Raw genomic sequence first — 14,475 nt, 5'->3', positions numbered from 1 at the left:
AAGGAAGATCCCATTCGGTACCGCGCAAAGGCCACCCGCAGCATGACCACCCCGCTTCCCGCCCCGCCGCAAAGCGTGCCTGTCTACCACGCCTCGCAGATATCTGCGACCGACGGCGCGAATATGGGGGACACGCTATCGTTTGCGTCCGAACTGCTTTTGGATGACGTCTACGAACTGTCGTTCGGGGCCGAACCTGTGCGCCTGTCGGTGCAAACCGACGACACAAACCGGTTGAGCATTGCTGCGGATACCGAAACGGGTACGCCCGGCGCTACCTTGCATCTGGATTGCGCGCTGACCTTCATGTCTTCTGACGGTCAAACCAATGATGCAATCTTGCTGGTCGAAGTCGACGACAACAACACCGCCGAAAACATTTACCTGATCCCGTTGAACGCGCTGTCTTCAAAGGTCGAATATCGGCTTGTCGGTATAGATACGACAACCGCACGCCAGAAATTCGCACAGGTCGCCTGTGTATCGTTCACCCGCGGCACCCGCATCACCATGGCCACCGGCGAACAGCGCCCGATCGAAGACCTGGCAGTGGGTGACAAGGTGCTTACCCGCGACGATGGCGTGCAGGCGGTCAGATGGATCGGCCAAAGCACTGTGCGCGCCGTGGGCGAATTCGCCCCCATATGCATCAGCGCAGGTACGCTTAACAATGATACCGACCTTATCGTCAGCCCGGATCACCGTCTGTTTATCTACCAACGCGAGGACCGGCTGGGTGCAGGCCGGTCAGAGCTTCTGGTAAAGGTACGCCATCTTGTCAATGGCGACACAGTGCGCGTGCAGGATGGCGGTTTCGTCGATTATTTCCAACTTCTGTTTGACAGCCACCAGATTATCTATGCCGAAGGTATCGCCGCTGAATCCATGCTGATAGACAGCCGGACCAAAGCGGTTTTGCCCCAAGAGCTTTCTGACGCCATGGGCGATGTCATTCCCGGGCACTCCGATTTGCCTCACGCGGGTCTGGACGTCAGCGCGCCCTTGCTGGACCGGCCCGACGCTGCGGAACTGCTGCGCAAAGCAAGTATGCGCTGATCAGCCGTAAAAGAATTCTTCTCGGGCGATCTTGCCATTTGCCACGTGGTAGATCGCCACTTCCTTCATATCAAAGACCTTGCCGCTTTCCTTTTCCCTTCCCTGCATCTCAAAGGTAACTGCAAACCGGTCATCGCCGTGCAGCATAGGGTCACTGACTTTCGCCTCGATAACCTCCATTGCGTTTTCCCACCAAGCATGCTTGCCCTTGATCCCGTCAAGGCCCCTGGTTTCACGCCCGTTACCCTGATCGACGGCTTCAACCGAAACCGCATCTTCAGCATAAAGCTTGTCCAAGTTTTCGGTTGCACGCCCCTCACGGCATCCGGCAACCAGTTCCTCCGCTATTTTCTTGAGTTCCATACCCACATCCCTTCGCGATGGTTGATACCATTCACTATACGCCCGCCGGGCGTTGAAACCTAGTAAATGCGACAGCACCGCCTTCCGCGCAGGCTTGCGCGCATCATCGGGCGTGGATATACGCCAACCCATGTTAGACACCCCCTCAAACCGCCCCGCTTTGCCCGCCGAAATCGCCCGGCGTCGCACCTTTGCGATCATCAGTCACCCCGATGCGGGCAAAACGACTTTGACCGAGAAATTTCTGCTGTTCGGCGGGGCGATCCAGATGGCCGGTCAGGTTCGCGCCAAGGGCGAGGCACGCCGTACACGCTCGGACTTTATGGCGATGGAAAAAGACCGTGGCATTTCGGTGTCCGCCTCCGCCATGTCGTTCGATTTCATGAACAAGGGCACGAATTTCCGCTTTAACCTCGTGGATACGCCCGGCCACTCGGACTTTTCCGAAGATACCTACCGCACGCTGACCGCCGTTGACGCGGCTGTGATGGTAATCGACGGCGCGAAAGGCGTGGAAAGCCAGACGCAAAAGCTGTTCGAGGTCTGCCGCATGCGCGACCTGCCGATCCTGACCTTCTGTAACAAGATGGACCGCGAAAGCCGCGATGTGTTCGAGATCATCGACGAGATTCAGGAAAACCTTGCCATTGATGTGACCCCGGCAAGCTGGCCCATCGGCGTGGGTCGCGACTTTATCGGCTGCTACGACATCCTTCGTGACCGGCTAGAGCTGATGGACCGTGCCGACCGGAACAAGGTCGCTGAAAGCATCGCAATCGAAGGATTGGATGACCCCAAGCTTGCCGAACACGTGCCTGCCGTCTTGCTCGACAAATTGCGCGAAGATCTTGAAATGGTGCGCGAGCTGATGCCACCGCTGGACGCCAGGTTGATGGCTGAAGGGTCGTTGACGCCGATTTGGTTCGGTTCGGCGATCAACAGTTTTGGCGTCAAGGAGCTGATGGATGGCATCGCAACCTACGGGCCGGAACCGCAAATTCAATCTGCCGAACCACGCAAGATTTTACCTGAAGAACCAAAGGTTTCCGGCTTTGTCTTCAAGGTTCAGGCGAACATGGATCCCAAGCATCGCGACCGCGTCGCCTTTGTGCGTCTGGCATCGGGTCACTTTCTGCGCGGCATGAAATTGACCCATGTGCGTTCGAAAAAAGTGATGTCTGTTACCAACCCGGTCATGTTCCTTGCGGCTGACCGCGAACTGGCCGAGGAAGCCTGGGCCGGTGACATCATCGGTATTCCCAACCACGGACAACTGCGCATCGGCGACACCCTGACGGAAGGCGAAGCGATCCGTGTCAGCGGTATTCCTTCGTTCGCGCCCGAATTGCTGCAAGGCATACGCGCAGGCGACCCGATGAAATCCAAGCACCTGGAAAAAGCGTTGATGCAGTTTGCCGAAGAAGGTGCCGCCAAGGTTTTCAAACCCGTCATCGGATCAGGCTTTGTCGTTGGCGTCGTGGGACAGTTGCAATTCGAAGTCCTCGCCAGCCGGATCGAACTGGAATATGGCCTGCCGGTCCGCTTCGAGGCCTCGCAGTTCACATCGGCCCGGTGGGTGAACGGTAGCCGACAAGCTGTTGATAAGTTTACAGAAGCCAACAAACAGCATATCGCACATGATCATGACGGCGACATCGTGTATCTGACCCGCCTGCAATGGGATATCGACCGGGTAGATCGTGATTACCCCGATGTGAAATTAACCGCGACAAAGGAAATGATGGTCTAGTTTCCCCTTGTCAGCACTGTGGCGAATGCTCAGGCTGTAGCGATGGATAAGATAAAGTGGGGCGTCGCCTCGACCATACTTGCGCCGACGCGCGATATTCTGGCCTTCGCTGCCTATCATCTGGCTGCGGGGGCGCATCGTCTTTACATCTACCTGGACGTACCCAACCCCGAAGCATACGCCCTGCTGGATGCCCACTCCAAGGTGCGGGTCATTACCTGTGATGCGGCGTACTGGAAGCAGCGCAAACGCGTGCGGCCTGAAACCCATCAAGTCCGGCAAACCGCAAATGCGACTCATGCCTATAACCGCCGCCCCGAGGTGGATTGGCTCATTCATATGGACGCAGACGAATTTCTTGTCGCGGACCGCCCTGTCGCTGAACTGCTTGGCCAACGGCCCGCCCACCCTGTCGCCACCAGAATTCGCCCGATGGAACAGCTTTCAGGGTCAGCGTCGGTCTACAAGGCGTTTGTCCCGAACGGCCCTGATCGCGCGCGCATCGTATCGGATATCTATCCGACATATGGGCAGTATCTGAAGGGCGGTTTTTTAAGCCATCTGGCTGGCAAGGTCTTTGTGCGCACCGGCCTGCCGTCGGTGCATGTACGCATCCACAACGTCTTTCAGAATGGTGACATGATGCCCTGCGAGGACCGCCAGTCCGGCATCGACCTGGCCCATGCCCACGCAAAATCTTGGCAAGACTGGATCGACGCTTATCGATATCGCGTGACCAAAGGCAGCTATCGCCCGGAACTGGGGCCCAACAAACCTTATGAAAGGGGGGGGCTTTCAATGAATGACTTGTTCATGATGATCGAGACCGAGGCGGGTGAAGCCGGACTTCGCGCCTTTTTCAACGAGGTGTGCGCCGATACCCCGCAATTACGCGACCGTTTGGCAAAGCACGGACTGCTGCGGCAGATCAATCTGGACCTGCCCAAACATCTGGCAACACATTTCCCCGAATTCACAGGGCTTTAGCGCATCCGTTTGACCTGCACCAGAGACTTTGGTAAGCGGTGCTGAACATGTCGCGGAGACCCTCCGCCCCTTGGGCCATTCGGGCCGACATGAATGCTGCCGCGGGCCAAGTGCATGTCCGCTATCATCGGACACACATGACAAAATTTTCAGATCTTAACCTTAATCCTAAAGTACTTAGAGCCATCGAAGAGGCCGGGTACGAAACGCCCACTCCAATCCAGGCCGGTGCCATACCCCCCGCTCTTGAAGGCAAAGACGTTCTGGGAATCGCCCAGACCGGTACTGGCAAAACAGCCAGTTTTACCCTACCAATGATCACGATGCTGGCCCGGGGCCGTGCGCGCGCCCGGATGCCGCGCAGCCTGGTCCTGTGCCCCACGCGCGAGTTGGCCGCACAGGTTGCCGAGAACTTTGACACCTACACAAAGCACCTGAAGCTCACCAAGGCGTTGCTGATTGGCGGCGTATCGTTTGGTGAACAGGACAAGCTAATCGACAAGGGCGTAGATGTTCTGATCGCGACACCTGGCCGTTTGATCGACCACTTCGAGCGCGGCAAACTGATTCTTTCCGACGTGAAAATCATGGTTGTCGACGAAGCCGACCGGATGCTCGACATGGGCTTTATTCCTGATATCGAACGCATCTTCCAGATGACGCCATTCACCCGTCAGACCTTGTTTTTCTCGGCTACCATGGCCCCCGAGATTGAACGTATCACCAATACCTTTCTGTCTAACCCCGTGCGGGTTGAAGTCGCACGCCAGGCCACCACAGGCGAAAACATCGAACAGGGCGTGCTGATGCTGACCGCGTCACGCAAAGACCGCGAAGCCACCGAAAAGCGCAAAGTCCTGCGGGCGCTGATTGATGCCGAAGGCGACAAATGCACCAACGCGATCATCTTTTGCAATCGCAAGATGGATGTGGACGCAGTTGCCAAGTCCCTGAAAAAGCATGGCTATGACGCCGCGCCCATCCACGGTGATCTGGACCAAAGTCAGCGCACCAAAACCCTTGACGGGTTCCGTAACGGCGATCTCCGTTTTCTTGTGGCATCGGATGTGGCTGCACGGGGTCTTGATGTGCCATCGGTCAGTCACGTGTTTAATTTTGACGTCCCCTCTCACGCCGAAGACTATGTGCACCGTATTGGCCGCACAGGCCGCGCCGGTCGCGATGGCAAGGCGATCATGATCTGCGTTCCACGAGATGAAAAAAATCTTGCTGATGTCGAACGCTTGGTTCAGCGCGAGATTCCCCGCCTAGAGAACCCGTTGGGTGACAAGCCCGCCGCGAAGCCGGCCAAGGAAACGGCCAAGGACGCCGCCAAACCTGAACAGCCGGCATCCGAAGAAGCTTCACAGGACGATACCGCGAAGGACACCGCGAAACCGGAAAAGCCCAAGCGCACACGAACCCGCAGCCGCAAGAAGCCTGATTCCGCAAAAGTAGAGGACCAGAGCAGCGCAGCCGATACGCCGAAAGCGGAGGCATCGCCAGAGGTGAAAGCCGAACCGCAAGCCCAAGCAAAGGCACCAACGCCGGACGACAAGCCGCAAGATGACAAGCAACACCAAAATCGCCGGGGCGGACGTGGTGGGCGCAACGACAACAATCGCAACGACAACAATCGTCAGCAAAACGGCCGCAATGACAACCGGGTTGTGGGTCTTGGCGACCATACGCCCGAATTTATCGAACTGAGCTTTGAGCAGCGCAACAAATAGATCATCGTCGATCAATATCTGAATTCACAAAGGCGCAGGGTATTCTCTGCGCCTTTTTCGCATCCAGCGCTTGGTGTCCAAGCCGGCCCATGAACGCAAGACGCCGCGCGGGCCCTGTGACCTGCGCGGCGCTTCCTGGGTAATCGAAACAGTCTTAACTTAAACGGCTGACCACGATCGTTACTTCGGGTTTTTTCCCGATCTCGTCATTTGCGGATTGGCGCACAGTGCGCTTCAACCCATCATGCAGCTTGTCATCGTCGCGCAACGTCTTGGCGTTGGCACGGCCAAGGAACTGACCCAAATCAGCCTCCAGGACGTCCACAAGCGATGCTTTGGACCTTCCCTGTTCGGGCAAGCCCATCGTATCGACCCAAGGGTCACCCAAAGCTTCGTCATTCTCGTCTAGAATGACCGTCACGGTTACATGCCCGTTCAAAGCCATGCGGATACGGTCGCGCACGACCCCGTCCAGCGCACCAATCTGAGTCGATCCATCAATATAGGTACGACCGCTGTCAACATATTCAGCAACTTTCGGTTCGTTGCCTGACAGGTCGATCATCATGCCATTCACGGCAAGAACGCCTTTCATTCCCTTTGCATTGGCGATTTTCACATGCTCGCGCAGGTGACGGTGTTCACCGTGCATCGGGATCAGGATCTGCGGCCTTACTACATCGTGCAGTGTTTCCAGATCGGGGCGGTTGGCGTGGCCGGACACGTGATAGAGACCAGAACTGTCATCGACGACGTCGACGCCCATTTCGGAAAACGCGTTGATCACCTTGATCACGCCACGCTCGTTACCGGGGATGGTCTTGGACGAGAACAGGAACATGTCCCCTTCCTTCATCTCAAGCCCCATGTATTTTCCGCGCGCCAACTGCGCCGAGGCCGCACGACGTTCCCCCTGCGATCCTGTCACCAACAGCATCAGATTTTCACGCGGAATACCACGCGCTTCCTCGGGGCTGACCACGGGCGGAAAGTCTTTCATCACGCCGGTCTCCAGCGACGCCTCAACCATGCGTTTCATCGCGCGCCCAAGCAAAACAACCGAACGCCCTGCCCGTTCGCCCGCATCGGCCAAGGTTTTCACCCGTGCGACGTTGGATGCAAACGTTGTCGCCACAACCATGCCTTGCGCCGAACCGAGCAGTTTTTCGATCTCGGGGCCGACCGTCGCTTCGGACCGACCGGCATGCTGCGAAAACACGTTGGTGCTGTCACAGATCAACGCTTTGATGCCGTCTTTAGACACTTCTGCCCATACGTCGGGATCATAGGGTTCGCCTACACCGGGTGTCATGTCTATCTTGAAGTCACCCGAGTGGATCAGACGGTCCCCTGCCACGTCGATCACCAAGGATGACGATTCAGGAATCGAGTGAGACATCGGCAAAAAGCCCACGGTGAACGGACCAACCGTGGTTTGCGCGGGCCAAGGGGCGACGGTCGTCACGGCATCCTCAGGGTGGCCGTACTCATCCATCTTGCGCTTGGCGATATTCGCGGTGAATTTGCGCGTATAGATCGGCGCGCGCAAACGGTCATAGGTATGGGCCACGGCACCCACGTGGTCTTCGTGTGCGTGTGTGATGAAGATCGCCTCAATCTGGTTGCGACGGGCTTCCAGCCAGGCGATATCGGGGATGATCAAATCCACGCCGGGGCTTGTGTCCATGTCCGGAAACGCCACCCCAAGGTCGACCACGATCAGTCGCTCCTTGCCGGGCTTTCCGTAGCCATAAACATAGGCATTCATGCCAATTTCACCCGCCCCACCGAGGGGCAGGTAGATCAATCTTTCGCTGCTCATATGACTAAGCGGTATCCTTGTTATAAGTATAAATCACGGTCAAACCGTGCATTGTCAGATCATCTTGATAGGCATCGAACAGATCTACTGTCTGTTGAAACAACGGGGCCAGCCCGCCTGTAGCGATCACGCGCATTTCGCGGTCACGTTCCGCCTTTATCCGCGCACATATCTCACGTACGAGGCCGACATAACCCCAAAAGATACCAGATTGGATGCAGGCCACGGTATTTGTGCCGATTACAGCCTGCGGCTTGGAGATATCCACATGCGGCAAGGCCGCGGCGGCGTTGTGCAGTGCCTCGAGGCTGAGGTTCACGCCGGGAGCGATCACCCCGCCGATATAAGCCCCGTCGCTGGCCACGACATCAAAGGTTGTGGCGGTTCCGAAATCCACGATGATCAAATCCCCGCCGTAAAGATCGTGACCGGCCACGGTATTTACCAACCGGTCCGGCCCCACGGCCGTACCGGCGTCGACACGGACATCGACCGGCAATAGGCATTCCGGCTTTCCGACAACGATTGGTCGTGTGTTGAAATACCGGTCCGCCAAAACACGAAGGTTGAACACCACCCGCGGCACGGTCGAGCTGATGATGACATCGGTGATGTCGGCTTCTACCTTTTGAAACCGCATCAACGTGCTCAGCCAGACATAATATTGATCCGCCGTGCGCTGCCATTCTGTCGACGTGCGCCAGGTGCCCAAAAACCGTTCACCGTCCCAAACCGAGAAAACAGTATTGGTATTGCCGCAATCGATTGCCAAAAGCATGTGACAGCCCTCCGCTTAAGTTAGAAAAACACATCCGCCGCCGTTATCGACACACGCCCCTTGGGCGTACGCAGTATCAGATTTCCCATGGTGTCCACGTCCTCGAACACGCCGCGGGTTTCGTCTTTCATGGTGCGTGCCACGATTTGTTCGCCCAAACGGGCGGCATGGGCCAACCACGCCGTCCGGATCGGCGCAAAGCCATAGGTCCGGAATTGCTGTTCCAATTCAGCATATTCTTTCGCCAATACGTCCAGAAACGCGGTCGGGGCGACCGTGACCCCGGTTTCCCCGGCCAAAGAGACCGGGCGTAATGCGTTTGCCTCTACCTGATCGGCACCCGGAGCATGTGCCAGATTCACCCCGATCCCGATAGCCAGATGATCGCCGATACTTTCCAGCAAGATGCCGGCGACCTTACCCCCGTTCAACAGAACGTCATTTGGCCACTTCAGAGCAAAAGCACTTTCGTCACGCGTTGTCGCCACGAACGCCCGACGCAGCGCCAGCGACGCCACAAAACTGCGCAACGCCGCGCTGGAGGGTTCTTCGCCATGGCGCAACATCAAGGTTGCCGCGAAGTTGCCGCGTGGCGTGGCCCAGGATCGCCCCCGCCGCCCCCGTGCCGCGGTCTGCTCTTGAGCCAGGATCCAGGTGGGGCCCGTCAGTTCGGAAGCGCGCCGCGCTGCTTCGCTGAGCGTGGAATCAACACTGTCGAATATCAAGCGTCCGTAGCCGTCGGGCCATGACGCCCCCGGCTTGGACAGACTGCGACTGGATGCGGCGGACGACCCTGTTTCAGCGGCTTTTGGATTCACCGGGTCCATCAACGGATCAGTTCACCAACGTCGCAGCGGCAGAGATTGCGGCACCTTCGACACCGAAGGTGTTCACGATACCGACAACCATGATCACCGCCGACGCGAACAGGAAGGTGGACAGCAAACCGCTTTTGCCTTCGTCCAGACGGTCATCGTTTTCAGAACCGAAATACATCAGGAACACGATGCGCAGGTAATAGTACGCACCGATCGCCGACGCGATCGCACTGGCCGTCACCAACCAGATCAGGCCCGCATCCACACCGGCCTGCCAAACCCCGAGCTTGGCAAAGAACCCCAACATCGGCGGCACACCGGCAAGTGAGAACAGCAATACGAGCATCGCCAGCGCCTTGCCCGGGGCGCGCTTGGCGTACATGTTCAACGCCGAAATATCGGTGACGGGCTGGCCGTCTTTTTCCATGCCAAGAATAAAGGCAAAGGTACCGATATTCATGGTCACGTAAATGGCCAGATACAGTAGCATGGCCTTTATGCCCAGTTGGGTACCGGCAGCCAGACCGATCAACGCATAGCCCATGTGAGCGATGGAGGAATAGGCCATCAGCCGTTTGATGTTGGTCTGGCCAATCGCGGCAATCGCGCCCAGAAACATCGACAGCACCGAAAGCAGCCCGACAATCTGGCGCCAATCCGGAATAGCATTACCGAATGCGTCATGCAGCACGCGGGCAAACAACGCCATTGCCGCGACTTTGGGCGCCGTGGCAAAGAACGCCGTCACAGGCGTAGGTGCACCTTCGTAAACATCGGGTGTCCACATATGGAACGGCACTGCCGATACCTTGAACGCAAGGCCCGATACGATGAACACGATCCCAAACAGCAACCCCAATGATGTCTCGCCGGTTTTTGCAACAGACATCACCCCGGTGAACTGGGTCGTCCCGGCATAGCCATAAACCAACGACACGCCATACAGCAACAACCCCGATGACAATGCGCCCAGGACGAAGTATTTCAACCCGGCTTCGGTCGATTTCACGCTATCACGCCGCAGCGACGCAATCACATAAAGCGCCAGCGATTGCAGCTCCAGCCCCATATACAGGGTCATCAGGTCACCGGCACTGACCATCATCATCATGCCAACGACGCTAAGGGCGACAAGCATCGGGTATTCGAAACGCAGCAGTCCGCGGTTTTTCATATAGGCTTCGGACATGGTCAACACGGCGGCGGCACTTAGCAGCACCGTAACCTTGGCAAAGCGTGCGAACCCGTCTTCGATGAACAGGCCGTTAAAGGCGACGCGGGTCGCCCCGCCTCCGGTCATGCCGATCCATATCGCCAACAGGACCATCACGCCCGAGGTTGTCCAGACCATCAGCCCGGCAGTCGCATCCTTGGTGGTATAGACCGCCACAAGCAGGGCCAATATCGCGAACAGCGACAGCACTATTTCAGGCAGGATGACATTCAGATCAGCGGAAATCATCTCGCGGTCCTTTACTTTGAAGTTGTCTGGACAACGGCATCCGCCGCCTCCAGAGCCGTATCATAACTTGCAACAAGAGCCGTAACCGACGGCCCGATGATGTCGAGCACCAGCGCCGGATAGACGCCCAGCAAAAGCGTCATGGCGACCAGCGGCGCGAATATCCAGCGCTCGCGACGGGTCATATCGGTAATTGTGCGCAGGCTTTCCTTGATCAGATCACCCAGCACCACCCGACGGTACAGCCACAAGGCATAGGCCGCCGAGAAGATAACCCCGGATGTCGCCACCACTGCCACCCAGGTGTTAACCTGGAAGATCGCGATCAGCGTCAGGAATTCACCGACAAACCCCGATGTCCCCGGCAGACCGACGTTGGCCATGGTGAAGAACATGAACACCAGCGCATAGGCCGGCATCCTGTTGACCAACCCACCATAGGCATCGATCTCGCGAGTATGCATCCGGTCATAGATCACACCGACGCACAGGAACAGCGCAGCCGAGATAAATCCGTGGCTGATCATCTGGAAGATCGCACCATCCAGACCTTGCTGATTGAAGGTAAAGATACCCATGGTCACAAAACCCATGTGAGCCACCGAAGAATAAGCAATCAGCTTTTTCATGTCGGCCTGAACCAGCGCCACCAGCGATGTATAGACGATGGCAATTACCGACAACCATAACACCAGCGGTGCCATGACCTCGGACCCGACGGGGAACATCGGCACCGAGAACCGCAAGAAACCATAGCCGCCCATCTTAAGCAGGATCGCCGCCAGCACGACTGAGCCCGCCGTCGGGGCCTGAACGTGCGCATCCGGCAACCAGGTATGCACTGGCCACATCGGCATCTTGACCGCGAAGCTCGCAAAAAATGCGAGGAACATCATGGTTTGCAATCCACCCACAACCGTGATCCCGGCGACTGAGAATGTATCGGATGCAAAGGTATGGGTCAGTAGACTGACCTCGCACCCGCCTATGCAGGTGGTACCCGCTTCGGCGTACATCATCACAATGGCGACCAGCATCAACACCGAGCCAAGGAAGGTATAAAGAAAGAACTTGAAGCTCGCATAAATCCGGTTGGCCCCGCCCCAGATACCGATGATCAGGAACATCGGGATCAACCCGGCCTCGAAGAAAAGGTAGAACAACACCAGATCCAGCGCCATGAAAACACCAAGCATCAGGGTTTCCAGCAGCAAGAACGCGATCATGTATTCCTTGACCCGCGTTTCGACGTTCCAGCTCGCGGCGATAACCAGCGGCATGATAAAAGTGGTGAGCATCACGAACAGGATCGAAATGCCGTCTACCCCCATCCGGTATTTCAGCCCCATCAGCCACTGCGCTTCGTCGACAAATTGAAAGCCCGTGTTGGACGGATCGAAATCGAACAGGATGAACAGCGAAATCAGAAAGGTCACCGTCGTGGTGATCAGGGCCAGCCATTTGGCGTTGCGTGCCGCGGCGGCATCGTTACCGCGCAGGAAAATAGCGAGAATAAGCGCAGCAAAGCTGGGCATGAAGGTAATGATGGAAAGCAAGTGATGATCCATTAGTGTGCCCCCCCGCTCATCGTCATCCAGGTCACAAGAACCGCGATGCCGATCACCATCGCGAAGGCGTAGGTAAAGATATATCCAGATTGCGCCCGTCCAGCGAGCCGGGTGAGAAAGGGAATGATCCCCATGGCGACACCGTTGAGAGTGCCATCGATGGCATCTCCGTCGCCACGCTTCCATAGGAAGCGGCCGATCATAAACGCCGGTCTTACAAAGATGACGTTATAGATTTCGTCAAAGTACCATTTGTTGAGGAAGAACAGATACAGTGGCCGCTGGTTCGCCGCCAAGCGTCCAGGCACGGTCGGGTTCCAGATATAGAACCAAAGCGCAAGGACCAGACCAGCAAGCATCGCGAAGAACGGACTGACCTTGACCCAGACCGGGGATGCGTGGGCTTCTTCCAACACGGTATTGTTCGGGCCGAAATACAAGGCACCTTCACCCGGTGCCCCGGCAAATACCGGACCATGCGCGGATTCGGCGGCACCGTCAGCTAGCCCGGCTTCGCCATGCGTTTCGTCGCCAGTCGCGCTATCGCCGACCGCCGGCGTGGCGCTTTCAGCGCCTTCGACATGGGCTTCGCCTCCGGCAGCGGCCTGTGCCATCGGAATGCCGTAGAAGTCAGCGACCTCTTCGGCATGGCCGAAAAAGCTGCCGTACCAGAGCATGCCGGCAAAGACCGCGCCAAGGCTCAGCGCTCCGAGCGGGATCAGCATGACCATCGGGCTTTCGTGCGCGTGGTCATGTGTATGCTTGTCCCCGCGCGCTGTGCCGAAGAACGTCAGGAACATCAGACGCCAGCTATAAAAACTCGTCATCGCAGCGGCCAGAACCAACATCCAGAAACCGTACATCGACCCGCCGCCATAGGCGCTTTCGATAATCGCGTCTTTGGATAGGAAGCCCGCAAAGCCGATATAGGTCAGCGGGATACCAACCCCGGTGATCGCGAGCGTCCCGATCATCATCGCCCAGAACGTATAAGGGATCTTTTTGCGCAGACCGCCATAGTTGCGCATGTCCTGCTCGTGGTGCATCGCATGGATAACCGACCCGGCCCCAAGGAACAACAGCGCCTTGAAGAACGCATGGGTCAACAGGTGGAACATCGCGGCCGAGTACATGCCGACGCCAACCGCAACGAACATATACCCAAGCTGCGACATGGTCGAATACGCGATGACGCGCTTGATGTCGTTTTGAACCAAGCCGATCGTGGCGGCAACAAACGCAGTGCTTGCCCCGATAAAGGTGACGAACATCATCGCTTGCGGCGCGACCTCCATCAGCGGCGACATGCGGCTGACCAGGAACACACCGGCGGTTACCATCGTCGCGGCGTGGATCAGCGCCGACACGGGTGTGGGACCTTCCATCGCATCAGGCAGCCATGTGTGCAGGAACAGCTGCGCCGATTTGCCCATAGCGCCCACAAAAAGCAAAATTGCAATCAAGTTGGCCGCGTTCCAATCGGTCCAAAGGAACCGCAAGGACGTATCAGCCAACTCTGGCGTCGCGGCGAAAATATCGTCAAACCGGATCGAATCCGTCAGATAGAACAGCCCGAAAATGCCAAGAGCAAACCCAAAGTCGCCGACCCGGTTAACCACAAACGCCTTGATCGCCGCCGCATTGGCAGACGGCTTTTTATAGTAGAACCCGATCAAGAGATACGACGCGACGCCGACGCCTTCCCAGCCAAAGAACATCTGCACCAGATTATCGGCGGTAACCAGCATCAGCATCGCAAAGGTAAAGAACGAAAGATATGCGAAGAAACGGGCGCGGTAAGGTTCGCTGTCAGAGAAGTTTTCGTCATGCGCCATGTAACCGAAAGAATACAGATGCACGAGGCTGGAGACGGTCGTGATGACGATCAACATGATCGCCGTCAAACGGTCCATGCGGATCGCCCAATCGGTGGATAGGCTGCCGCTTTCGATCCAGCGCAGGATTTGAATGTGCTCGGTCACGCCGTCAAATCGGAAAAAGACGACCCAGCTTAGCAGGGCCGCCAGAAACAACAGCCCGGTCGTTATCCACTGGCCCGTTGTTTCGCCGATCAGCTTCCAGCCGAAACCACAGATCAATGCGCCAACCAATGGCGCGAAAAGAATGATCGTTTCCAT

11 protein-coding genes are annotated in these 14,475 nt (G+C 57.1%); 4 read left to right on the top strand and 7 right to left on the bottom strand.

Annotated elements, in window-relative coordinates:
* Window positions 1–42 precede the first annotated feature (42 nt).
* Complete coding sequence (locus tag AC13DE_RS18000; protein ID WP_483048612.1) at window positions 43–1,056, top strand: Hint domain-containing protein; 1,014 nt, start codon at window positions 43–45, stop codon at window positions 1,054–1,056.
* Here the strand turns inward: AC13DE_RS18000 and AC13DE_RS17995 are convergent, their stop codons facing one another.
* Window positions 1,057–1,551 (bottom strand): SnoaL-like domain-containing protein, encoded by a 495-nt coding sequence (locus tag AC13DE_RS17995; protein WP_446306111.1) that lies wholly within the window; start codon window positions 1,549–1,551, stop codon window positions 1,057–1,059. It lies immediately after the preceding gene.
* Between AC13DE_RS17995 and AC13DE_RS17990 the strand changes: the two genes are divergently transcribed.
* The 3 genes from AC13DE_RS17990 (at window position 1,550) to AC13DE_RS17980 (ending at window position 5,889) form a co-directional block, all read left to right on the top strand.
* Entirely contained in the window at window positions 1,550–3,169 is a 1,620-nt protein-coding gene (locus AC13DE_RS17990) for a peptide chain release factor 3 (protein ID WP_446297248.1), read from the top strand. The two genes, AC13DE_RS17995 and AC13DE_RS17990, sit on opposite strands and share 2 nt — an antisense overlap.
* Window positions 3,170–3,211: 42 nt before the next feature.
* Complete coding sequence (locus AC13DE_RS17985; RefSeq protein ID WP_483048611.1) at window positions 3,212–4,156, top strand: glycosyltransferase family 2 protein; 945 nt, start codon at window positions 3,212–3,214, stop codon at window positions 4,154–4,156.
* Between the two features lie 137 nt (window positions 4,157–4,293).
* The gene (locus tag AC13DE_RS17980) at window positions 4,294–5,889 is read left to right on the top strand and encodes a DEAD/DEAH box helicase (RefSeq protein WP_483048610.1); all 1,596 of its coding nucleotides are present in this window, start codon (window positions 4,294–4,296) and stop codon (window positions 5,887–5,889) included.
* Between the two features lie 154 nt (window positions 5,890–6,043).
* Here the strand turns inward: AC13DE_RS17980 and AC13DE_RS17975 are convergent, their stop codons facing one another.
* Genes AC13DE_RS17975 through nuoL form a run of 6 tightly spaced genes read right to left on the bottom strand, consistent with a single transcriptional unit; the run spans window position 6,044 to window position 14,475 of the window.
* Window positions 6,044–7,711 carry a ribonuclease J gene (locus AC13DE_RS17975; RefSeq protein ID WP_483048609.1) on the bottom strand — a complete coding sequence of 556 codons (1,668 nt, stop codon included), beginning with the start codon at window positions 7,709–7,711 and terminating at the stop codon, window positions 6,044–6,046.
* 4 nt (window positions 7,712–7,715) lie between these two features.
* A complete protein-coding gene (locus AC13DE_RS17970) occupies window positions 7,716–8,489 on the bottom strand; it encodes a type III pantothenate kinase (protein WP_446297252.1) in 774 nt (257 codons plus the stop codon).
* A gap of 20 nt (window positions 8,490–8,509) precedes the next feature.
* Window positions 8,510–9,316, bottom strand: coding sequence for a biotin--[acetyl-CoA-carboxylase] ligase (locus AC13DE_RS17965; protein WP_446297253.1), 807 nt, complete (start codon window positions 9,314–9,316; stop codon window positions 8,510–8,512).
* Between the two features lie 7 nt (window positions 9,317–9,323).
* On the bottom strand, window positions 9,324–10,769 hold the full coding sequence (gene nuoN / locus AC13DE_RS17960; protein ID WP_446297254.1) for an NADH-quinone oxidoreductase subunit NuoN: 1,446 nt from the start codon (window positions 10,767–10,769) through the stop codon (window positions 9,324–9,326).
* An 11-nt stretch (window positions 10,770–10,780) separates the two neighbouring features.
* A complete protein-coding gene (locus AC13DE_RS17955) occupies window positions 10,781–12,337 on the bottom strand; it encodes an NADH-quinone oxidoreductase subunit M (RefSeq protein ID WP_446297255.1) in 1,557 nt (518 codons plus the stop codon).
* Window positions 12,337–14,475, bottom strand: coding sequence for an NADH-quinone oxidoreductase subunit L (nuoL, locus tag AC13DE_RS17950; protein WP_446312613.1), 2,139 nt, complete (start codon window positions 14,473–14,475; stop codon window positions 12,337–12,339). Before nuoL ends, AC13DE_RS17955 begins: the two co-directional genes overlap by 1 nt.

The sequence above is a fragment of the Sulfitobacter sp. L-8 genome (genome assembly GCF_056859255.1).
This window is presented reverse-complemented; position numbering and strand designations above follow the sequence as displayed.

Coding starts and splice junctions, on each gene's coding strand:
- AC13DE_RS18000 (WP_483048612.1), top strand. CDS start 43: ATGACCACCCCGCTTCCCGCCCCGCCGCAAAGCGTGCCTGTCTACCAC.
- AC13DE_RS17990 (WP_446297248.1), top strand. CDS start 1,550: ATGTTAGACACCCCCTCAAACCGCCCCGCTTTGCCCGCCGAAATCGCC.
- AC13DE_RS17995 (WP_446306111.1), bottom strand. CDS start 1,551: ATGGGTTGGCGTATATCCACGCCCGATGATGCGCGCAAGCCTGCGCGG.
- AC13DE_RS17985 (WP_483048611.1), top strand. CDS start 3,212: ATGGATAAGATAAAGTGGGGCGTCGCCTCGACCATACTTGCGCCGACG.
- AC13DE_RS17980 (WP_483048610.1), top strand. CDS start 4,294: ATGACAAAATTTTCAGATCTTAACCTTAATCCTAAAGTACTTAGAGCC.
- AC13DE_RS17975 (WP_483048609.1), bottom strand. CDS start 7,711: ATGAGCAGCGAAAGATTGATCTACCTGCCCCTCGGTGGGGCGGGTGAA.
- AC13DE_RS17970 (WP_446297252.1), bottom strand. CDS start 8,489: ATGCTTTTGGCAATCGATTGCGGCAATACCAATACTGTTTTCTCGGTT.
- AC13DE_RS17965 (WP_446297253.1), bottom strand. CDS start 9,316: ATGGACCCGGTGAATCCAAAAGCCGCTGAAACAGGGTCGTCCGCCGCA.
- nuoN (WP_446297254.1), bottom strand. CDS start 10,769: ATGATTTCCGCTGATCTGAATGTCATCCTGCCTGAAATAGTGCTGTCG.
- AC13DE_RS17955 (WP_446297255.1), bottom strand. CDS start 12,337: ATGGATCATCACTTGCTTTCCATCATTACCTTCATGCCCAGCTTTGCT.
- nuoL (WP_446312613.1), bottom strand. CDS start 14,475: ATGGAAACGATCATTCTTTTCGCGCCATTGGTTGGCGCATTGATCTGT.